Raw genomic sequence first — 21,521 nt, 5'->3', positions numbered from 1 at the left:
GGATCGTGACCGGTCGGTCTGACATGGGAAGCGGGGACAATTTCGGAAAGCGCCATCGCCGGCAAGACGGCTCCCACAGGTATCTGCGCAGGCTCAGACCTTGTGAAGACCCTGTAGGAGCCGGCTTGCCGGCGATGGGCCGCAACGCGGCCCCGGCGATCTCAGATGCGCCTGCGTTTACCCAGGCTGGGAATGGTGGTCTGCGGTATCACCACCTCGACCTGCTCGAGGCGGGTGCTGGCGGCCAGCGCAGCCAGGGTCGGCTGGCTGAACAAGGTGCGGGCATCCACATGCAACCCGGCCTGGCGCATGCGTGCCACCAGGCTGACCGCCAGCAGCGAGTGGCCGCCCAGTTCGAAGAAGTTGTCGTCACGCCCAACCTGCTCGATCTTCAGCACATCGGTCCAGATCTCGGCCAGCGCGGTTTCCAACTCGCCACGCGGGGCCTGGTACTGGCGGCTGATCACCGACTCGGCTCCAGGCGCTGGCAAGGCCTTACGGTCGACCTTGCCGTTGTTGCTCAACGGCAGCTCGCCCAGGGCCACGAACGCCTGCGGCACCATGTAGTCGGGCATGCGCGCCAGCACGTGGCTGCGCAGCACCTCAAGCGCGGGTGCGCTGCTGCCCTCGCGGCAGGTGAAGTAGGCCACCAGGCGCTCTTCGCGCATCAGCACCACGGCCTGCCCAATGGCCGGATGCGCCGTCAGCGACGCTTCGATTTCCCCCAGCTCGACCCGCAACCCACGCAGCTTGACCTGGAAATCGTTGCGGCCGACAAAGTCCAGCTCACCGTCCAGGCGGTAGCGCACCAAGTCGCCGGTGCGGTACAGGCGGTCGCCCTCGACGAACGGGCTGGCGATGAAGCGCTCAGCCTGCAATGCCGGCAACCCGAGGTAGCCGCGGGCCACGCCGACGCCGCCAATGTGCAACTGGCCCACCGCGCCGAGTGGCACCGGGCGGTCATGCGCATCGAGCACATACAGGCGGGTATTGGCGATCGGCCGGCCGATCGGCGGCGCGATCAACGGCAGCGGTTCGTGCGGCTGCAGGGTCCAGGCGGTGCTGTCTACCGTCGCTTCGGTCGGGCCATAGACGTTGTGCAGGCGCACCGTGGGCAGACATTCGCGCAGGCGTTGGACCAGCGCGAATGTCAGTTCACCGCCGCCGCAGAAGATGTCCGTCAGGCTAGTGCAACGCTCAACACCCGGCTCTTCCAAAAACTGATGCAGCAGCGCCGGGACGAATTTGATCGTGGTCACCTGCCTGGCCTGCACCAACTGCACCAGGTACGCCGGGTCACGGTGCCCGTCAGGGCGCGCCAGGACCAGGCGCAAACCGGCGGTCAGCGGCCAGAACAGCTCCCAGACCGAACCGTCGAAGGTGAACGGCGCCCGTTGCAGCAAGGCATCGCCCGGGCGTGGCGGGCAGATGCGCGAACCCCAGTGCATCAGGTTGCACAGGCCACGGTGCTCGACCATCACCCCCTTCGGGGTGCCGGTGGAGCCCGAGGTGTACATCACATAGGCCAACTGCCTCGGGCCCAGGCCCGGCACTTGCGGGTCGGCTGCCGAGCAGGCGTGCCAATCGCCCCGGTCAAGGTCAAGCACAGGGCCTGGCATTGGCTCGAACAGGCCCAGGGTAGCGCCGTGCACCAGCACCACCGACGGCGTGCTGTCTTCCAGCATGAAGCGCAGCCGCTCGGCCGGGTAAGCGGGGTCGAGTGGCACGTAGGCGCCGCCGGCCTTGAGCACGCCCAGTAAGGCGACCATCAGTGCAACGCCACGTTCGACACAAACCGCCACCCGCGCGTCGGGCTTAACACCCAGGGCGATCAGGTGGTGGGCCAGGCGGTTGGCCTGGGCGTTGAGGGCCTGGTAATCGAGGCAGCCGTCCTCAGCCTGCAGCGCGATGGCGTGGGGTGTACGCCGCACCTGGGCCTGGAACAGCGCCGGCAAGGTCTGCCTGACCGGGCTTTGCGGGTCTTCGGTGGCGTTGAAACCCTGCAGCAAGCGGTGCAGCTCGCCGTCTGGCACCGCGCACAGTGCATCCAAGCGCGTGCTGCGGTGCTCGGCCAGGGCATTGCCCAGTTGGCGCAAGGTGGTCAACAGGTAGTTCAGCACCCGCTGCGCGCCAATCGCACGCGGCGCGCGCAGGGCGAACTGTAGCCCGTCGGCATGGTCGTCCACCGTGAGGACCAGGCCATGGCTGTGTACTTCACTGGCTTCGGCCAGCTCTACGCCCGGCAATACCGGACCGAGCATTACTGCCCCTTGGCGGTAGTTGATCAGGCTGTTGAACAGCGGCGTGCCGGCGGGCAAGCCACTGCACTGCTGGGCGAGGATCAGCGGCGCATCTTCATGGCCAAGCAAGGCGGCCAGCCGCGCGTGGGTCTCGCTCAGCGCCTGGTCGACCGAGCGATTCGCCAGGCCTACCCGCAAGGGCACGCTGTTGATGAACATGCCCAGGGCACGATCAGCCCCGTTGCCAGCCATGCTGCGGCCCAGCAACACGGTGCCCAGGGTGACCTCATCACGCCCACCGAGGGCGCCAAGCACCTGAGCCCAGGCCAGGTGCAGCAGGCTGGCCAGGCTCGCGCCGTGGTGCCGGGCCTGAGCGCGCAACTGGCCTGCCAGCGGCGCATCGATCACCTGGCTGTGGCTGTGCAGGTCACCCTCGTCGACCGGCTCGCCACCCAGCCCGGCAATCGGCGCTGGCGGTTCGATGCCAGCCAGTTGCTCGCGGAAGAAGGCTTCGTGCCGGGCCTGGCGCTCGGGGGCAGCGCTTAGCGCCACGTAGTCACGATACGGCACAGGTGCCGGCAACGGCTCGCCGCGCCCAGCCATGAAGGCGTCCAGCTCGCCCAACAGCACCTGCAGCGAAACGGCATCGTTGACCAAGTGGTGGAAGCGCAGCAAGCCCAACCAACGCCCGTGCTGGGCATCCTCGGCGCAGGCCAGCGCCATCATCGGTGCCTGGCGCAGGTCCAAGGGCCGTTGCTGGGGGTCGAAGTGGCTGCGCATTTGCCCGGCAATGTTGCCTGCGTGTGCCTCCCCCACCCAGTTGTCGACCGTCAGAAGGGCCTGGCGCCAGACCACCTGTTGGGGCTGTTCAAGCCCCTCCCAGGCCAGGCTGGTGCGTAAGATGTCGTGACGGTTTATCACCTGCTGCAACGCTTCGGTGAAGGCCTGTAACTGCATGCGGCTGGCAAAGGTAAACAAAGCCTGTTGCTGGTACGGGTCGCGAGCATCGGTGACGTGGTGGTAAAGCAGGCCTTGTTGCAGGGGCGCCAGCGGATAGATTTCCTGCACGTTGCCTGCGCCCCCCGGCACCGTGGCAACGATGCGGTCGATATCAACCTGCGACAGTTCGCTGAGGGTGAGCATGCCCGGCGTGATGTGCTGGCACCCTGGCGGAACCCGGTTGGCCGGCACGCGCGCGGCTTCGCCGACCACTACGCTGGCCGCAAGGCTGGCCAGGGTCGATTGGCCGAACAGTACCTGTACATCGGCTTGCAGGCCCTGCTGGCGCATCCTCTCGATCAGTTGCACGGCCAGCAGCGAGTGGCCGCCCAGCTCGAAGAAGTGGTCCTGGCGCCCTACCCGCTCGACCTGCAGCAATTCGGCCCACAGCAAGGCCAGGCGTTGCTCGACGTCGCCGATCGGCGCCTCGTGCTCGCGACGCACCTTGGCGGCTTCGTCCGCTGTCGGCAAGGCACGGCGGTCGAGTTTGCCATTGGCAGTCAATGGCCAACTGGCCAGGTTGACATAGGCCACCGGCAACAAAGCGACTGGCAGGCGTTCGCGCAAGTGGTCATGCAGCGCCCTGGGCTCCACCTCCGCCTCGCCAATGAACCAAGCCTGCAACTGGCCTTCGCGCAGCATCACCACACACTCGCGCACCGCCGCATGGCTGGCCAGGGCAGCTTCGATTTCGGCCAGTTCAACCCGCACACCGCGGATTTTCACCTGGTCGTCATTGCGCCCGAGGTACTCCAGCGTGCCATCGGGCAGCCAGCGCACCAGGTCGCCCGTGCGGTACATGCGTGCCCCTGGCAGCGCACTGAACGGGTCGTCGAGAAAACGCTCGGCGGTCATCTGCGGCCGGTTGAGGTAACCCCGGGCCACCCCCTTGCCGCCCACATACAATTCGCCTGGGGCGCCGATCGGCAGCAGGCGGCACTGCTCATCGAGGACGTACACCTGGGTGTTGGCCACCGGGCGGCCGATATGCAGCGGGCCGCCGGCGTTTACTTCGCCCGACGTCGCCACCACCGTGGCTTCGGTGGGGCCATAGTTGTTGATGACCCGGTAGCGCCGCTCGCGGGCCAGGCGCCGCAGGCGGTCGCCGCCAATCAGCAGGGTCTGCAAGGTTGGGTGCAGCTCGCCCTGGGCGAAGGCATGCTCAGCCACCGGGGTGGGCAGAAAGCTGACATCCAGCGGCTGGGCGCGCCACCAACTGAGCAACGCGTCGATGTCTTCAGCACCGTCACGCACCGGTGCCAGGTGCAAAGTAGCGCCACTGCACAGCGCGGGCCACACCTCCCAAGCCATGGCGTCAAAGCCGAAGCCGGCCAGGCTCGACTGGTGGCGCCCGGGGCCCAGGTTGAAGGCATTGCAGTGCCAGTCGACCAGGTTGGCCAGCATGTGGTGCTCGACCATCACGCCCTTAGGCTGGCCGGTGGAGCCGGAGGTGTAGATGACATAGGCCAGGTCGCTCGCTTGCGGCTGCACAGGTGCTGGCATTGCGGCGGTTGCCGTGTTCCAGTCCCAGCGGTCCAACACGATTTGTGGCAGGCCATGGGGCGGAAGGCGGTCGAGCAGCCGCGACTGGGTCAGCACCACGGCCGGCGCGCTGTCTTGCAGCAGATAGGCCAGGCGCTCCTGCGGGTGGGCCGGATCGATCGGCACGTAAGCGGCCCCGGCCTTGAGCACGGCCAGCAGGCCGACCAAGGTGTCCAGGCCGCGCTGGGCGACCACCGCTACCCGCTGGTCAGGCTTGGCGCCAAGGGCTGCCAGGTGCCGGGCCAGCGCGTCGGCACGCCGGTCGAGTTCGCCATAGCTCAGGCGCTGGCCGTCGTGCAGCGCTGCCACGGCGTGTGGCGTGGCGTTGGCCTGAGCTTGGATACGACGATGGATCAACGCCTCAGCCTGTTCAGGCGCTGCTTGCGCCGTCGCATTCCACTGCCGCAGGCGGGCGTGCTCGCGGGCGGTCAGTAGATCGAACGCCGCGATACTTTGTTCGGGCTGTTCCAGGCCTTGCTCCAGCACATGCAGCAGGCGCTCGGCCAACGCTGTCACATCTTCATCGCTGAACCAGGCGCGGTTGTGCACCAGGTGCAGGCACGCGCTGTCGCGTTGGCTGTTGCAACGCAGGTGGATGCTCAAGGGCGTGGGCTCGTGGCCATTGCAGACCATCACCGTGTGGCCGGGCACGTCACCGAAGCGTAGGTCGTTGCCATCCTCCTCGAATGACACCATCAGCTCGAACAGGTGCGGCCGCTCTTCACGCAATGCACCAAGGCTGCGGTTGAGTTCGCTAAGGGCGAAACGCTGATGGCGAAAGTCTTGCTTGAGCGCATCGCGGATCCCCTGTACCAGCGCGCTGAACGAGCGTTCACGGCCAAAGTCCATGCGCAATGCGCTGACTTGGGTAAACAGCCCCAGGGTCGACTTGAACTGGGCGTTGCCACGGTTGCGCACCGGCAGGCCGACCACCCACTCGTCACGCTGCCAGGTACGTGCGCTGCACACATGCAACGCCGCCAGCAGCACATGGAAGGGCGAGGCCTGCAGCGTGGTACCGAGGGCACGCATACGTGCCAGCAAGCGGGTATCGAAGGGCTGTTCGAGTACCGCACTGGGCGGCGACACGTGCTGCGCATTGCGCTCGCGGGGTGCCAGCAAGGCATCGGGTAGCTGCTGGTACTTGGCCAGCCAGTAATCGCGGTCGCGGTCATGGCGTGGCGAACCCTGGTACTGGGCATCGTCCTCGATGAACGCGCGGTAAGACGGGGCGCTGTCTGGCAATGCCAGCCCTTGTTCAAGCAGGCGGTAATAGTCGGCGATCTGCTTGAACCACTGGTCCACGCCCCAGCCATCGAGAATCAGGTGATGAGCCTGCACGGCAAACAGGTACCGCTGCTCGCCCAGGCGGATCAATGTCGCCCCCCACAGTGGGCTGGCATCCAGGCGGTACGGTGTCTGCATCTGTGTTTGCAACAGGCCTTGGGCAGCGCCGAACGGGTCATCCGCGCTGCGGACATCGTGCTGCACCAGCGGCACATCGAGGGCCTCGGCAAAGTACTGGCGGGCTACCCCACCCTGGCCCGCGTGCGTCACCAGCACGGTGCGCAGGCCATCATGCTGGGCGACCAGGTGCGCCAGTGCCCGGTTTAGCCGCTCGGCATCCACCCCGCCGGCCAGTTCGACGTACGCGCCGATGTTGTACAGCGGCGAGTCGCCGTGGCTGATCTGGTCCAGCCAGATGTCGCGCTGGGCAACGGTCAGGGCAAAGGTTTGGGCGACAGGCATGGTTCGGCAGGTCCTTCTGGTTGATCATCCGCGGATTCAAGCACCCTACCTTCAGGCTGTATGGCCCCCGAAACCCGGACACGCACCGGGCCTGTCGATGGCTGCTGAAAAACATGTAGGAGATTTGCCACAGCGGCTGCCCGGTTTGGCCTACGCCAGGGGCCATCGGTCGGGATCAGGCCTTGATCGCCACGCTTCTGACGTCAATTGGCTGGCTGATCCGTTCATGTGCAGCGTCTCGCCTGTAAGTGCCCTGCCCCACTGATCCGTAATCGGTGGCACTTTCTGTCCCTGTTTTCCATTACAGACGCGGCCCCCAGGCCGGGCTTGAATACCGCCACAAACCACTCGCCACCCGGAGGACTCGCCAGCGACACCACCCGCCGTAACGCTTTGGATCAAGGATGACAACGCTATGAAGCTGACCGACAGCCTCGAACACCGCCCCGACCCCCAGCTGTATCTGCAACTTGGCGAACTGATCGCCAGTACCGGCGCCGAGGGCTTTGCCGAACAGATGTTGCACCTGGTCGATGCCCAAGTGCCGATCCACAGGCTCGACCTCAGCGAATGGACCCTCGAGCCACGTGGCGCCAGCATCAGCCGCATCAGGGTACTCGGCAGCGCCGGCCCTGCACCTGAACTGCCCGGCGTCGATCCTCTGCGCCATCCTTTGCTGCAGAGCATCATGCAGATGAAGGACCCGCTGCTGATCGAGTTCAAGGCCCCCCCGGACACCGACCACCCGCGCCACAGCGCCCACCAGTGCAACTTGGTGTCTTGCAGCGGCGCCCGGCGCTGGGTCATCTGCTTTCACCGCCTGCCTAGCCAGCGGGGCTTTTCGTTGAGTGAGTTGTCGCAGTTGAAAAGCCTGTCCGACACCTTGCTGCCCCTGGTCGAGCACCACGGCCAGTTGCTCAACCAAGGGGCCGCGCGGCAGGCCGGGTCGCCGCTGTGCGATCTGCAGGCGGGCGCGTTACGCCACTCCTTTGGCGAACGGCTGGTGCAGGAAGCCGTGCGGCTTTCGACGCGTGAGCAGGAGGTCTGCCTGGGCCTGCTGACGGGCGGCACGGTGCCAGAAATGGCGCAGCGGCTTAACGTGAAGAACAGCTCGATCGAAACCTACCTCAAGCGCGCCACCGCCAAGCTGGGGGTCAGTGGCCGCCATGGGCTGACCAAATGGATGGCAGGCGCCTGACTCTGCGAGACCCTCTGATGCCCCGACCCAGCCTTATCCTGTGCGCGGCGCTGTTGTGCGGCTGTTCGTTGGCCCCTGACTACCAGCGCCCGGACACCCCCGTCGCCACCCAGTACCCGCAAGGGCCGGCCTACGCCGGCGATGTGCAGAAGCACCCGGCCATCGAGGACTGGCGCCAGGTGTTCCACGACCCGACCCTGCGCCAACTGATCGACAGCGCCCTGGCCAATAACCGCGACCTGCGCAGCGCGGCGCTCAATGTCGAAGCCTACCGCGCCCAATACCGCATTCAGCGCGCCGAGCTGTTGCCAAAGGTCTCGGCCAATGGCCAGGGGCAACGCCAGTACCTGCCACGGCGCATGACCGGTACCGACCAGGGCATGATCAGTTCCACCACTGCTGCGACGCTAGGCGTGAGTGCTTATGAACTGGATCTGTTTGGCCGCCTGCGCAGCCTCAGTGACCAAGCGCTGTTGACTTACTTGGCCAGCGACCAGGCCCGGCGCAGCACCCAATTGAGCCTGGTGGCCAGTGTCGCCAGCGTGTACCTGACCTGGCGTGCCGACCAGGAACTGCTGACGCTGGCCAACGAAACCCTGGCCGCAGACGAGCGCAGCCTGCGCCTGACCGCCAACCAGCGCCGCGCCGGCACAGTGTCGGCCCTGGACCAGATCCAGGCGCGGACCAGCGTCGACAGTACCCGGGCGGCCGTCGCCCGTTACAAACGCCAAGTCGCCCAAGACCTCAACCAACTGACGGTACTGGTGGGCGCCCCTGTGGCCGACGGCCTCGGCGCCTTGCCGCTGGCCGACGAACAGATCGCCGGTTTGCAAGCCGGGCTGCCGTCAGACCTGCTGCAACGCCGCCCCGACATCCTCCAGGCCGAATACCAGCTGCGTGCGGCCAACGCCGATATTGGCGCCGCGCGTGCGGCGTTTTTCCCGAGCATCAGCCTGACCGCCAATGCCGGCAGTACCAGCCCGGCGCTCAGTGGGCTGTTCGATGCAGGGTCAGGGACCTGGCTGTTCCAGCCACAGATCAACCTGCCGATCTTCACCGCCGGCAGCCTGCGTGCCAGCCTGGACTATGCCCAGTTGCAGAAGGACATTCAGGTAGCGCAGTACGAAAAAGCAATCCAAAGCGCCTTTCAGGAAGTGGCCGACGGCTTGGCGGCGCGGGCGACTTACCAGCGGCAATTGCAGGCGCAACGCGACTTGGTGGCCTCCAACCAGCGTTACTACAACCTTGCTGAACACCGCTACCGGATCGGCGTGGACAGCAGCCTGACCTTTCTCGACGCGCAGCGCTCGTTGTTCAGTGCCCAGCAGGGGCTGATCAATGACCGCCTGGCGCAGTTGGTGGCAGAGGTGAATCTGTACGCGGCGTTGGGTGGCGGGTGGAAAGAGGCCGCTGACACCCAGGCTCCGTCTGCGGCAAGCGCAAGCGAAGCGGCGCCCAAGGGTGCCTACGTGGGTCTAGACTGAACAGGGCCAGATCACCAGGCATGAACCGGGGGGCTTCCACACGCGGAGGTGTGAGATGAGCCAGTTCAAGCGTTTGTTCGTCATGCTCGGCCCGCAGATGCGCCACACGCCGGCTCTACAACGCGCAGCGGCATTGGCAGAGTCAAGCGGTGCGCTACTCGATATCAACGTATTCGTCGACGATGTCGACACTTTCGGTTTGATGAGCGATGGCCGGGAGCGTGAACGGCTGCTCAGCGACAATCGCCAGTGGCTGGCCGATGAAGCCGAGCAGATGGCCGACGCCGGCCTGGATGTGTCGACCGAACTGCTGCTGACCCGCGACCCGTTGGCCAGCGTGCTCGAGCGCATCGAACGCTTGGGCTGCGACCTGCTGATCAAGGACGTGCAGCACGAACCGGTGCTCAAACGCTTGCTGGTGACACCCCTGGACTGGCAGTTGCTCAAGGACAGCCCGGTCGCCGTGCACCTGGTCAGTGATATCCGCCTGCCTCTGCCCAAGCAGATTGCCGCCGCAGTGGACCTGAACAGCCATGGCGCCGGTGAACACCTCGACGAGCAGGTCATTCACAGCGCCCATGCGTTGGCGCTGCAGTGCAATGCCGAACTGCACCTGTTGCATGTGTGCGACGCGGCCAAAACCCACATCGCCGACTTCGGTGCCGGCACCGTCACCATGCCTGGCTTCGATGGCAGTGTGCGTACCGCACAGCGTTCAGCATTCAACCGCCTGGGCGACCATCACCAGGTGCCCTTGGAGCGCAGGCATTTCGTCGAGGGGCCAGCGATTCGTGCGATTGCCCAGTTCGTCAGCCATAGCCGGGTCGATGTGATCGTCATGGGCAGCCATCGCCACGACGCCATGCAGACCTTTTTGGGCGGTACCACGGCGCATGTGCTGGAGCATCCGCTGTGCAATGTGCTGGCGATCAAGGCGATGCATTAATCGGCAAACTGCCTGTCCCGGTAGGAGCAGCCTTGTGCTGCGAAGAGGCCTGTTCCAGCAACAGATAGGTATTGGGGTTTACGGCCTCTTCGCAGCACAAGGCTGCTCCTACCGGGATCGCGTATGGGCGGAGACTGAGCTTGGAGTTTGGTACGCGCGCTCCATTTAAAAAGAATGCATTTGATAATGATTCGTAGTAGTTTCGCGACGCTTTCTATCCCTATCCCTTGCGCCCTACTCCAGGATCGTACCGTCGATGCGTCGCACGTTCGTTTCGCTTTGTGTGCTTCATGCTGTCTCCCCGTTGGCCTGGGCTGAGCCCGAATCGCCCAGCGACCCCGCCCAGATCGAACTCCAGGCCTTGAGTATCACCGGTACTGCCGACAGTGAGCGCGCCGATGGCCCGGTCGTCGGCTACAAGGCCGGCCGTTCGGCAAGCGCCACGCGCACCGACACCGCCCTGCACGAAACCCCGCAATCGGTCAGCGTGGTCCCCAAGGACGTGCTCGAAGACACCGGCGCCACACGGCTGCAAGATGGCCTGGACTACGCCGGCGGCGTTGGCCGCGCCAACAACTTTGGCGGCCAGGGCCTGACCACGTTCACGGTGCGTGGCTTTACCACGGGCGAGTTCTACCGCAATGGCTTCCCGATCAACCGCGGCTACCCCAACGCCCCCGACGCCAACACCGTCGAGCGCCTTGAAGTGATCCGCGGCCCAGCCACCAGCCTGTATGGCCGTGGCGACCCTGGTGGCACCTTCAACGTGGTCAGCAAGCAACCCCTGGCTGAACGCAAGGTCACCCTGGGCAGCCAGATCGACGACCAAGGCATGCACCGCGCCACCCTCGATGCCACCGGCCCGCTGAATGAGGACGGTTCGCTCGCTTACCGGTTGAACGTGCTTGGCGAAGGTGGCGAGAGCTTTCGCGATGATGTCGAGAGCGAGCGCTACGACGTGGCGCCCGTGGTCAGCTGGCAGGTCAACGACAGCACCAGAATCGTCTTCGAAGGCGACTTCATGCGCAACAACCACCCACTGGACCGCGGCCTGACCCGCTATGCCACCCAGACCGGCAGTGCCTCTCGCGACACCTACATCTGGGAGAAAGGCAGCGACAACTTGTTGCACAACGACAACAACATGGCCCAGGTGCGCTTCGAGCACCTGCTCAATGACAACTGGACGTTGGGGGGCGGGTTCCAGTTCCTCGATGGCTCGCTCAAGGGCAACGCGGTGGAAGCCAACGGCGCACCCGCTGACGGGCGTACCCTGCAGCGCAACTTCAACTACCGCAAGCTGGAATGGACTGACCGTGACTGGCAGTTGAACCTTACCGGGCATTTCGACACCGGTGGTTTTAGCCACACCCTGCTGACCGGCATCGAGTACGAAAACTACGATTACAACTCGATCATCCAGCGTTCCTCGGCAGCCGTCGGCACCTACCCCATCGATATCTACGACCCGGTGCTCGGCCAGCCAAGGCCCGCATTGACACGCACCACCACCTGGGACAAGGAAAACCTGCAGACCTGGGCCTTCTTCATTCAGGACCAGGTGGCGTTGACCGAGCGCCTCAAAGCGTTGGCCGGCATCCGCTTCGAGCGCTTCGAGCACGACTATGACGACAAGCTGGTCGACACCCGTGACTTCAGCAAGGGCGAGAACGGCGTCACCCCGCGCGTTGGCCTGATCTACGACCTGACCGACACGGTGGCGGTCTATGCCAACACGGCGCGGTCATTCAAGCCCAACAGTGGCGCCCCTGCGGGGGGCGGCAGCTTCGACCCGGAGAAGGGTAAATCCTACGAGCTGGGCGTGAAGTGGGAAGCGCTCGATCGCCAACTGAGCATCGATGCGGCGGTGTACCACATCGTCAAGGAAAACGTGCTGGCACGCGACCCCAACGACCCCACCGGGGTCTACAGCATCGCAGCAGGTGAGGTACGCAGCCGCGGGCTGGACATCAACATTGCGGGCAACATCACCCCTGAGTGGCGCGTGATCGGTGGCTACGCCTATGTCGATGCCGAAGTGACCAAGGACACCAGCTTGCCTACCGGCACCCACCTGGCCAACATCCCGCGCAACAGTTTCAGCCTGCTGAACACTTACGAATTCCAGGACGGCGCGGTCAAAGGCCTTGGATTGGGTGTTGGCCTGAAATACGTGGATGATCGCGCCGGCCAGACAGCCGTGACGACCTACACCATGGAGCGCTACAGCGTGGTTGACCTGCTCAGCTTCTACAAGGTCAATGAACACGTGAGGCTGAACCTGGATGTGAAGAACGTCTTCAACAAGGGTTATGACGAAGGGGCGTTCAACAACTACGTGTACCCGGGCGCACCGCGAACGGTGCAGGCCGGGGTTTCGTACACCTTCTAGCTGACTGTAGGAGCAGCCTTGTGCTGCGAAGAGGCCGGTACCGGCAACATATATGCAGTGCCAGTACCGGCCTCTTCGCAGCGCAAGGCTGCTCCTACAAAAAGCGCATCAAACTCAGAACGCCTTGCTGTAGAACAGCGCGTACGACTCGATCCCGTCGTTAGGCTGTTTGATACCCGCGTTGGAGTAATGCATCGCGCGGATGCCGACCTTCTGCGCACCCGGCAGCTTCAGGCCAAAACCGATGCGGTCTTCGAAGTTGACCGCCGAACCCAGGCGCTGGTCGCCCACTTCTGTCTTGGAAAACGCCGCCAGGCCAATACCGGCCTCGATGTAGGGGGTGTAGGTGAAACCGCTGAACTCGTAGGTGAATACCGGGCTGAACGACAGCGAGTGCGCGCCGCTGGCGTCGCCGCCTTCCCAATAGGTATAGGCCGCATCCCAGTAACCGGTCACATAACCGGTACTGCTTTCCAGCCATTTCTTGTCCCAGTCGAACGACAGGCCGATACGGTAGGTCATGTCGCCTTGGCTGGTGGCGCCAACTGCAGCCGATACCTGCGCGGCCTGGGCCAGGTTGGCCCCCGCGAAGGCCAGCACTGCAGCGGCCAGCGAAGCAGCGAGACGGGTTTTCATCAATGACATCTCCTGATGGTCTACAACACGGGCAAAGTGGGGGCTTGAGCCCCTCGAGCTTATGCGGTGGCCGGCGCATCCAAACCGGTCACACCAAGTAATACTTCTCTGATTATTGTCCAGATAATCAGAAAGTTGAAAGCTGTTTGCCACCATTGGCTAATACCAGGGCGACGGCCTTATCACGGGCCCTGTCGCCGTTCAGTCGTAGGCCGCCTCTTCATGCTCACCCAACAGCCGCCGCTGCCTCGGCGTCGCCTCCTCCAGCACCTGGGGGTTGAATTGCCAGTGCAAATACGGCGAAAACTTCTGCGCCACCATGCGTCGACCGTAATGCACCTGCAGCATGTCGCGCTCACGCGACTGCGTGCAATTGGCGCCGCCGCTGTGCCAGACATCACTGCGAAACACCAATGCATCCCCCGCCTTGCACAACACCGGATGCGCTTCACGCCCTTGCCACTCGGACTCGCCGGCCTCGGGTGGGCGTGCTGCCCGATGGCTACCAGGCACGATCCAGGTCGGCCCGATGCTGTGATCGATATCGCTGAGGTACAGCTGCGCAGTGAGGATCTGCATGGGCTGGGTAAAGGCACCTCGCTCGCTGATCCACGCGGGCAGTTGCATGGGCAGGTGATCAAGGTGCAGCGCCATGCCGGGGTAACCGGGGTGGCTACGCCAGGCGGTCTGGCCGATCACGTGGCAGTCCTCGCCCAGCGCGGCCTCGGCCAGGTTGATAAGCGGTGGCAGATCAAGAAAGGGCAACCACAGGGGGTTGCGGTTGAACACGCACTTGTGGTGTTCGAGCAGCCCTTGGTAATCCCAGTGAATGGGCTGCAAGTCATCGATGGCGCAGCGCAGCAAAGCGATACGCAGGGGTTCGAGCACACCGGGGATCAACACAAAACCCCGCTCGTCCAACATCTCCAGCTGAAGGTCCAGGCTCATGGCGGTGCGCTCCTTTTCGGCAGGAGTGCAGATGTACTCCTGCCCGGACTGTGCCATTCAACGCCAGTGCAGGTTCACCGTGGCAGGCGCTTTGCCGTCGACGGCCACCTGTTGTTGTACCGTCTCACCTTGGGCGTTGCCGGTAACTTTGTAATGGCCCGGTGGCAACTGCACATACAGCAGTGGGCCTACGTCGGTAACGCTCAGCACGGGCTGGCCCTGTGCGCTCTGGATGTCGACTGTGGCGCCACTCTGGAACTCGCTCCCCGGGCCTGCCGAGAGTTCGACATGCAAGTCGTACCCTTTGGTCTTGCGCAGGGCGTTGGCTTCATCCTGGCCGATACCGCCTTCCAGGTAACGGATGCCGTTTTGCTCTTGCGGCTGCAGCTGGACAGCCTGCATGTCGATAGGTGCATTGAGGTCGGCAGCCGCCGCCAACGTCCAAGGCATGGCCAAGGTGAGCAGTAGCGCAGCGCCAAGGGCATAGTGATGATTACGCATGGTAGAACCCTCCTTCTGAGGATGGTTTACCTATTATTACGCCCTCTAACGACACTCGTTTTCTTACTGACAGAGGGTCGTCCGGGCACGGGCAGCAAGTCGTCGCTTCAACGTGCGCATTTATATTTCATGGGCATATTGCACTCTTTATTCAAAAAAGGCTGGATCGGCAAACGACTAGCGAACACACATTTTCTTACACCCAAATACTCGACAGGAAACCATCACCCAGTACATCGTGAATTTCCGGAAGAATGCATCTAGTGTTCGAGCTGTTTAGTTTCGACGAACGCGATAGCGAATTTTCCTACAAACTTTTAAACATATACCGATCGAACACAACCATCATCCAACAACATGACTTACATCAACACAGATCAAATAGCGCCACGACAGGCATAATCAAACACAGTGGGATATGCAATACGCTATGGACAACCTCGATAAAGAAACACGTCGTGAACGAGCCGATATTGTTCTACGTAGCGCGCACCAGTACACCTACTTCCAATTACTGGAACTGATGCACCAGCTGCACGGGGACGATCTCGAACAACGCCCCCTGTCCCGGGAGACTCGGCGCCGCTTGCGGCTGGAGGTTTCTCCAAGTTTATCGTTCCCGGTTGCCGACGTACTGCGCGCTGACCGCCTGGAGGACGATCGCTATCGGATTCAGGCCAGCTTCCTGGGGCTGCATGGCACAGATTCGCCGCTGCCCACCTACTATCTCGACGACATTGCCTACGAATACGCTCATGGCATCGGGCTGCGTCCGGCGTACTTCAACTTCTTCAACCATCGCCTGCACACCCTGTTGCATCAGGGCTGGCGCAAGTACCGCTACTACCGGCGCTTTCAACCGGGCGCAAAAGATGGCTTCTCTCGCTACATTTTTGCCCTCATCGGGCTGGATGACTCAGCGTTGCGAGGCGCCACACCGCTACCGTGGAGCCGGTTGCTCAGTTATGTGGGAATGATCGCCAGCCGCAGCCGATCACCTAGCATGGTGGCCGGCATGATCGCGCACTGCTTCGACCTCCAGCAGGTGGCCATCCGTGAATACGAAAAACGTACGGTGCCGATTCCCTTGCCCCAGCGCAATGGCCTAGGCGCCCGCAATTGCCAACTCGATAACAACTTCTTGGTCGGCGACAGCACCGAGTCACGCAACAGCAAGTTCACCATCGTGATCGCTGGCCTGAATCAGCCGCAGTTTCGCGAATTCTTGCCCAGCGGCGGTAACTTCCGGAAGTTGAGCCATACCGGGCTTCTCTCGGGAACACTCATCCGTTTAAGGCATAACGACAGACTGCACATCGGCACCTATCAGATCGCCATATCCGAATGCGTCGAATACATTATATCCACCCGCAGCCATGAAAAATAATGGAGCCAATTGATTCCACACAAAATCCCTCCCGACGAAATTAATAACAAACATGAGTATATGAGCCTTCGGGTCGTAGCAAGCGCCGGTACCTACGCCCCTGCTCTCACAAGCTGATCTATACGGTATCTACAGCCATACCTAAACTCCCCTGCCGCTCTTTCAACAACTTCACAAACATACTCAAACTGCGCGAAACCGCCCCCCGCCGCCACACCAACCAGGTCTTCAAATACCGGAAATCCTCCGACATCGGCCAGGCGCTCACCGTGCTGCACCCCGGCATGTTGTCGAGCATGCTGCGCGGCATCATGGCCAACCCGGCACCGGCACTTACGCATGCCAGCATGCCGTGATACGACTCCATCTCGTGGATCTTGCCCGGCACGGCCTGATCCTGCACAAACCAGTTCTCGAAGTGATGGCGGTACGAGCAGTTGGCCCGAAATGCGTAGATATTCTCGCCGTTGACGTCTTGGGCACGGGTTACGGGCGCATGGTTGAGGGGTGAGATGACCATCATCTCTTCCTCGAACACTGGCATGCCTTCCAGCGTCGGGTGCAACACCGGCCCATCCACGAACGCCGCGACCAATCGCCCAGACAGCACCCCTTCAAGCATCGTCCCCGACGGCCCGGTCGAGAGGTCCAGGTCGACTTTGGGGTAGCGCTGGTTATAGGCCGCCAGCAAGGCCGGGATCCGCACGGCTGCGGTGCTTTCCAGCGAACCCAGGGCAAAGGTGCCCTGCGGGTCTTCGCCGGCCACCGTCAGCCGCGCCTCGTGCACCAGGTCGAGAATGCGCCGGGTGTATTCGAGAAAGTTCCAGCCCGCTGGCGACAGGCGCAGGCGGCTTTTCTCGCGGATGAACAGCTCGACGCCCAGGTCTTCCTCCAGCTGTTTGATACGTGTGGTCAGGTTCGAGGGCACCCGATGGATATGCTGCGCGGCGGCACTGATGCTGCCTTGCTCGGCCACTGCCTTGAAGATTTCCAGTTGCACCAGGTCCACAGTCATTCTCCAAACGTGAATGTTTCGCTCATTATTATTCAGTTTTCATTAAATCCCTACACCTCTAGTCTGGCGTCACGGATCAACAACAGCGAGAGTTTCCACCATGAGCGCGATCAGCAGCCTGACCCACGCCATCTCCCTCGACCCGCACAGCGGCGAGCAGATTGGCGCCTACCCGTTCGATACCGACGCCGCACTGGAAGCGGCGCTGCAACGCGCCAAGGTGGGGTATGGCCAATGGCGCCAGGTGTCGCTGGGTCAGCGCAGTGAGTGGTTGCTCGCCCTGGCCAACACGCTGGAAACCAAGGCCGAAGCGTTCGCGCAAATGATCAGCCGTGAAATCGGCAAGCCAATCACCCAGGCCCGGGGCGAAGTGAGCAAGTGTGTCGGGTTGTGCCGTTGGTACGCCGAGCACGGCCCTGCCATGCTGGCAGCGGAACCGACCCAGGTCGAAAAAGCGCGCATCGAGTACCGCCCGCTGGGCCCGATCCTGGCCGTGATGCCGTGGAACTTCCCGATCTGGCAAGTGCTGCGCGGTGCTGTGCCGGCGATTCTGGCGGGTAATACCTACGTGCTCAAGCACGCCCCGAACGTCATGGGCAGCGCCTACTTGCTGGGCGAACTGTTCAAGGATGCCGGCCTGCCGGAAGGCGTCTTTGAAGTACTGAACGTCACGCCGGACGGTGTCACCCGCGCCATCAACGACCCTCGCATTGCCGCCGTGACCCTGACCGGCAGCGTGCGCGCTGGCATGGCGATCGGTGCGCAAGCCGGCGCCGCGCTGAAGAAGTGCGTGCTGGAGCTGGGCGGTTCGGACCCGTTCATCGTACTGGCTGATGCCGACCTGGATGCCGCAGTCAAGGCGGCCGTCATCGGTCGCTACCAGAACACCGGCCAGGTTTGCGCGGCGGCCAAACGCCTGATCATCGAAGAAAGCATCGTTGAAGCGTTCACTCAAAAGTTTGTCGAAGCAACGCGCCAGCTGAAGGTTGGCAACCCGCTGGAAGACGACACCTACATCGGCCCGATGGCCCGCTACGACCTGCGCGATGAACTCGATGGGCAGGTTCAGGCGACACTCGCCGAAGGCGCTACTTTGCTGCTGGGCGGCAACAAGATCGAAGGCGTGGGCAACTTCTACGCACCGACCGTGTTTGCCAACGTCACCCCGGAAATGACCGCGTTCAAGCAGGAACTGTTCGGGCCAGTGGCGGCGATCATCACTGCGCGGGATGCCGACCATGCCGTGGCATTGGCCAACGACAGCGAATTCGGCCTGGCGTCGACCATTTACACCGCCGACTATGCGCTGGCTGAACGCATGACCGCAGCACTGGATACCGGTGGCGTGTTCATCAACGGCTACTGCGCATCCGACCCCCGCGTCGCCTTTGGCGGTGTGAAGAAGAGTGGTTTTGGCCGCGAATTGTCGCACTTTGGTGTGCGGGAATTCACCAACGCGCAAACGGTGTGGCTGGACCGTAACTGACGGGACAATCGGGGCCGCCTGGCGGCCCCGATGTCCTCAGTCCCTGACCTGGTCCTTCACCCAGTCCAGCATCCCCCCCGGCACGATCAGTTCATGCCGTGCCCGCGAACAGGCGGTATACAGGCCCGCCAGCATCCGCGCCCGTTCGTTGCGATTGCCCGCCGCCACGGGCGCGACCATCAGCTCCGGTGACACCATCACCCGGGCGAATTCCATGTTCTTCACGTCCCGCACCCGCCCCAGGAACAGCTTGGGCGCCTTGTCCCAGCGATAACGGCTCTTGGCCTTGGCGAAATGCTCTGGCGTATAGCCCTTGCGCAGCATGTTGGCGACCGCCACGAAGGCTTTGTCGTCGCCCTTGTCCTGCTCCAGCGCCTGCCAGCTGGCGTAGCGGAACAGCATGGGGTGACGCGGCCGGGTGCCGTAGCGGTACAGCTCGATGCAATCTTCGACGAACAGCTCGAAATCCTTGCGCGCACTCTTCAACAACACGAACGGCACCCCTTGGTGCGTAAGGCGCTGGAACCAGCCAAACAGGCCCCACTCGTCATCGACAATCAGTGCCGTGGGCTGCTCTGGCACCGTGACCGTGTCGAAGAAACTGACCCGGGTGTAGTGCTCGGCACTGCCGCTGAATGCCGCCTGGATCTTGGCCGGATGCGCCTGGATCAGCGGGTTGAGGACGTTATCCATGGCAGGCCCGGCGCGCAGCGAATGGTCGATGTAACGCTGGCGGATGAAGCCACCGTGGTGCGGGCTCAGGCCATTGAGGTTCTGCAGCTCGTCGCCCAGGGTGATGATCGACTGCGGGCTGCGGTCCAGCACGGCGAGCATCGGTGCCGACAGCTCGTGGGCCTCGTCGACGATGACGTGGGTGTACCGACTGTCGATCATGTCAGCGGTCAGCGACAGCAGTTTGACCCGGTGGTAATCACGCACCGGCAGTTGAATCTCCCGCGCCGAGGGGCGAATCAGCTCCTGCCAGTACAGCCGGGCCTTTTCCAGCAGCACTTCCTGGTCCAGTGGCGAGGTGCCCGGCCCGGCCCAGGGCAAATGGTGCAGCTGGACCTCTGCATCGCCGCTGCGGCAGAAACTGCGCACGGCCTTGATGCACAAGGCAACCACGTCGCGGGCCGCGAGCGGGCCGATATCGGGGATATTCAGCCACTTCACCACCTGCGCCTCCTGCGGGCGCCAGGACAATTTGGTGCGGTACGGATCACGCAAGCGCCAACCGTTGCTGGTGAGGTCTCGGTTGAGAAGCTCGTCTGCCAGTTGGCCGAAGGTCAGTGCGGTGTAGGCTTGGGCGTCCTTGACGCGTGCCTGCAACGCGCGCAGCTGGCCCTCGGTCAAGGCCAGCAGCAGCGTGCGCTGGGGGTCGAGCAAACGGGCGAACTGGTGGATCAGGAACGTCTTGCCTGTGCCGGCAAAGCCTTGCACCGCCACCGACTCGTCAACACCTGACAGAAACTCGCGCAGCAGGCGGTTTTGTTGATCGCTCAGCAGCAGGTCGCTGGCCAGCGACGGCAAGTATACCGGGTGCAGCGGCGTGACCTGTTGGCGGTAGGTATCGGCAAATTGGAAACTCCACTGGCCTTGGTCATCGTGCAGGTCCTCGACGTCGTATTTGACCTCGACGGACAGCAAACCGATGCCATTCTCACCCAGCATGCCAAGGCCCATGGCGAATGCCTCGCGGTCGAAGTGCTGCGCCACCTGGCCTTGAAAGCGCCCAGGCGCGGCCGTTTCGACCTCGATGGCGATGCGCACGATTTCGGCAAAACGCCGCTCCTGCGCGTCGGCCGTTGCAGTGGCGGGCTGGCGTGGCAGGTTTTGCACGAACAGCACCGCTGCGGCCTCCAGCAAACTGGCAGTCGGGAAAAAGTCGCTGGCGGTGGGTTCGCTGGCAAGGCGGTCGGCTTGGTCGCTGGGCAATGGCAGGTAGAACATCGGGACCTCGGGTGGAAACAGGTCGGCACGATAGCAACTTTCCGTGGGGGGTGCTGGGTTCAATGTGCTGGCTGCCGGCCCTCAGCCCCTGCCCCGCTTCAGGGTCTCGCTTGGCAACTCCTTGAACAGCTGCCGGTAACTCTCGGAAAACCGCCCCAGGTGCCAGAACGACCAGCGCATGGCGACTTCCGCTACCGTTACCTCGCCACCGCGCAACAAGTCCCGTCGCGCACCGTTTAGCCGGCGTAACCGCAGCCAGGTCCCCGGCGGCATACCGGTAAAGGCCTTGAACGCCTGCTGCAACTGGCGCAGCGAAACGCCGGCCACGTCAGCCAGTGCCACCAGGTTGAGGGTTTCTTCGGGGCAATCCGCCGCCCATTCACTGACCCGCCGCATGATCGAGCGCTCTTCACTGCGCCTGCCCAGCGCACCGCTGTCCAGCCGCTGGCAGGCACTGTCGAGGATGAACAGGCAGTCTTCCAGCAACTGCTCCGCCAGCGCCTGCCCCTGCAGCGGGCAATCGGCGTTGCCCAGACGGGTCAGGGTGGCGCTCAGCCAACTGCCGAACAAGGCGTTCTGGCCGCTGCCCAATGGCACCATGAACAAGCCTTCCAGGCGCTGCGTATCCAGGCCATGACGGGCCAGAAACGCCTGGTCGAACACCACGGCCACTTCTTCGTAGTTCTCCGGGGTGATCCAGATATTGCGGCTCTGCTCGTTGAGCAGGTACAGGCTGTTTTCGCTGCGGTCGAAACAGAACGCCAGCGATCCACTGGGGGGGCGAAAGAACTGCTCGACACGGGTATTGAGCCGCTCTTCATAAACCTCCACGCCATCGAGCCCCAGGCAACGCAGTTCGCCGCTGAAATGCCCGGGCGACATTTGCCGGTATTGCTGTTGCCAGCCAGGGGTGGCACGCACCTGCTCGGTGACGTCGGTGGTGTGGAAAGCCTGAACCTGCAAGGCGTTGAGCGTTGTCACGCATTGTCCTGTATGCACTCTTTTGGTGCATTAATTAGCGTAGAAAGTGGATAGATCGCCCCAGGGG

At 63.3% G+C, this 21,521-nt stretch carries 13 protein-coding genes; 6 read left to right on the top strand and 7 right to left on the bottom strand.

Features of this window, described 5'->3' with window-relative positions:
* Positions 1–161: 161 nt before the first annotated feature.
* Positions 162–6,530: a non-ribosomal peptide synthetase gene (locus D886_RS0126610; protein ID WP_027596796.1), complete on the bottom strand. Its 6,369-nt coding sequence runs from the start codon at positions 6,528–6,530 to the stop codon at positions 162–164.
* A 415-nt stretch (positions 6,531–6,945) separates the two neighbouring features.
* Between D886_RS0126610 and D886_RS0126605 the strand changes: the two genes are divergently transcribed.
* From D886_RS0126605 to D886_RS0126590, 4 genes are all read left to right on the top strand, one after another.
* Positions 6,946–7,728, top strand: coding sequence for a helix-turn-helix transcriptional regulator (locus tag D886_RS0126605; RefSeq protein WP_027596795.1), 783 nt, complete (start codon positions 6,946–6,948; stop codon positions 7,726–7,728).
* A gap of 17 nt (positions 7,729–7,745) precedes the next feature.
* Positions 7,746–9,212 (top strand): efflux transporter outer membrane subunit, encoded by a 1,467-nt coding sequence (locus tag D886_RS0126600; protein ID WP_027596794.1) that lies wholly within the window; start codon positions 7,746–7,748, stop codon positions 9,210–9,212.
* A gap of 55 nt (positions 9,213–9,267) precedes the next feature.
* Complete coding sequence (locus tag D886_RS0126595) at positions 9,268–10,158, top strand: universal stress protein (protein WP_027596793.1); 891 nt, start codon at positions 9,268–9,270, stop codon at positions 10,156–10,158.
* Between the two features lie 256 nt (positions 10,159–10,414).
* A complete protein-coding gene (locus D886_RS0126590; RefSeq protein ID WP_027596792.1) occupies positions 10,415–12,550 on the top strand; it encodes a TonB-dependent siderophore receptor in 2,136 nt (711 codons plus the stop codon).
* 114 nt (positions 12,551–12,664) lie between these two features.
* On the opposite strand, the gene D886_RS0126585 is transcribed toward D886_RS0126590, so the two are convergent.
* The 3 genes from D886_RS0126585 to D886_RS0126575 form a co-directional block, all read right to left on the bottom strand.
* A complete protein-coding gene (locus D886_RS0126585) occupies positions 12,665–13,186 on the bottom strand; it encodes an acyloxyacyl hydrolase (protein WP_027596791.1) in 522 nt (173 codons plus the stop codon).
* Positions 13,187–13,387: 201 nt separating this feature from the next.
* A complete protein-coding gene (locus D886_RS0126580; protein WP_027596790.1) occupies positions 13,388–14,134 on the bottom strand; it encodes a phytanoyl-CoA dioxygenase family protein in 747 nt (248 codons plus the stop codon).
* A 57-nt stretch (positions 14,135–14,191) separates the two neighbouring features.
* Positions 14,192–14,635 (bottom strand): hypothetical protein, encoded by a 444-nt coding sequence (locus D886_RS0126575; protein WP_027596789.1) that lies wholly within the window; start codon positions 14,633–14,635, stop codon positions 14,192–14,194.
* Between the two features lie 430 nt (positions 14,636–15,065).
* Between D886_RS0126575 and tssG the strand changes: the two genes are divergently transcribed.
* Entirely contained in the window at positions 15,066–16,022 is a 957-nt protein-coding gene (gene tssG / locus D886_RS27370; protein WP_081717575.1) for a type VI secretion system baseplate subunit TssG, read from the top strand.
* Between the two features lie 118 nt (positions 16,023–16,140).
* Here tssG and D886_RS0126565 read toward each other — a convergent pair whose 3' ends face one another.
* A complete protein-coding gene (locus D886_RS0126565; protein ID WP_027596788.1) occupies positions 16,141–17,031 on the bottom strand; it encodes a LysR family transcriptional regulator in 891 nt (296 codons plus the stop codon).
* A gap of 106 nt (positions 17,032–17,137) precedes the next feature.
* Here D886_RS0126565 and D886_RS0126560 point away from each other — a divergent pair, with 106 nt between their 5' ends.
* Complete coding sequence (locus D886_RS0126560; protein WP_027596787.1) at positions 17,138–18,523, top strand: aldehyde dehydrogenase family protein; 1,386 nt, start codon at positions 17,138–17,140, stop codon at positions 18,521–18,523.
* A 36-nt stretch (positions 18,524–18,559) separates the two neighbouring features.
* Here D886_RS0126560 and D886_RS0126555 read toward each other — a convergent pair whose 3' ends face one another.
* Both D886_RS0126555 and D886_RS0126550 read right to left on the bottom strand, forming a co-directional pair.
* Complete coding sequence (locus D886_RS0126555; RefSeq protein ID WP_027596786.1) at positions 18,560–20,473, bottom strand: AAA family ATPase; 1,914 nt, start codon at positions 20,471–20,473, stop codon at positions 18,560–18,562.
* Between the two features lie 81 nt (positions 20,474–20,554).
* The gene (locus D886_RS0126550; RefSeq protein ID WP_027596785.1) at positions 20,555–21,454 is read right to left on the bottom strand and encodes a helix-turn-helix domain-containing protein; all 900 of its coding nucleotides are present in this window, start codon (positions 21,452–21,454) and stop codon (positions 20,555–20,557) included.
* Positions 21,455–21,521: the final 67 nt, after the last annotated feature.

The sequence above is a fragment of the Pseudomonas sp. LAIL14HWK12:I7 genome, assembly GCF_000483465.1.
Taxonomy (GTDB): Bacteria; Pseudomonadota; Gammaproteobacteria; order Pseudomonadales; family Pseudomonadaceae; genus Aquipseudomonas; species Aquipseudomonas kermanshahensis.
Note: the sequence above shows the minus strand (reverse complement) of the source record. Positions and strands in the feature narration are given on the sequence as shown.

Bases quoted from the DNA above. Each gene is read 5' to 3' on its own strand.
- D886_RS0126605 (WP_027596795.1), top strand. From the start codon at position 6,946: ATGAAGCTGACCGACAGCCTCGAACACCGCCCCGACCCCCAGCTGTAT.
- D886_RS0126575 (WP_027596789.1), bottom strand. From the start codon at position 14,635: ATGCGTAATCATCACTATGCCCTTGGCGCTGCGCTACTGCTCACCTTG.
- D886_RS0126580 (WP_027596790.1), bottom strand. From the start codon at position 14,134: ATGAGCCTGGACCTTCAGCTGGAGATGTTGGACGAGCGGGGTTTTGTG.
- D886_RS0126560 (WP_027596787.1), top strand. From the start codon at position 17,138: ATGAGCGCGATCAGCAGCCTGACCCACGCCATCTCCCTCGACCCGCAC.
- tssG (WP_081717575.1), top strand. From the start codon at position 15,066: ATGGACAACCTCGATAAAGAAACACGTCGTGAACGAGCCGATATTGTT.
- D886_RS0126585 (WP_027596791.1), bottom strand. From the start codon at position 13,186: ATGAAAACCCGTCTCGCTGCTTCGCTGGCCGCTGCAGTGCTGGCCTTC.
- D886_RS0126555 (WP_027596786.1), bottom strand. From the start codon at position 20,473: ATGTTCTACCTGCCATTGCCCAGCGACCAAGCCGACCGCCTTGCCAGC.
- D886_RS0126610 (WP_027596796.1), bottom strand. From the start codon at position 6,530: ATGCCTGTCGCCCAAACCTTTGCCCTGACCGTTGCCCAGCGCGACATC.
- D886_RS0126600 (WP_027596794.1), top strand. From the start codon at position 7,746: ATGCCCCGACCCAGCCTTATCCTGTGCGCGGCGCTGTTGTGCGGCTGT.
- D886_RS0126590 (WP_027596792.1), top strand. From the start codon at position 10,415: ATGCGTCGCACGTTCGTTTCGCTTTGTGTGCTTCATGCTGTCTCCCCG.
- D886_RS0126595 (WP_027596793.1), top strand. From the start codon at position 9,268: ATGAGCCAGTTCAAGCGTTTGTTCGTCATGCTCGGCCCGCAGATGCGC.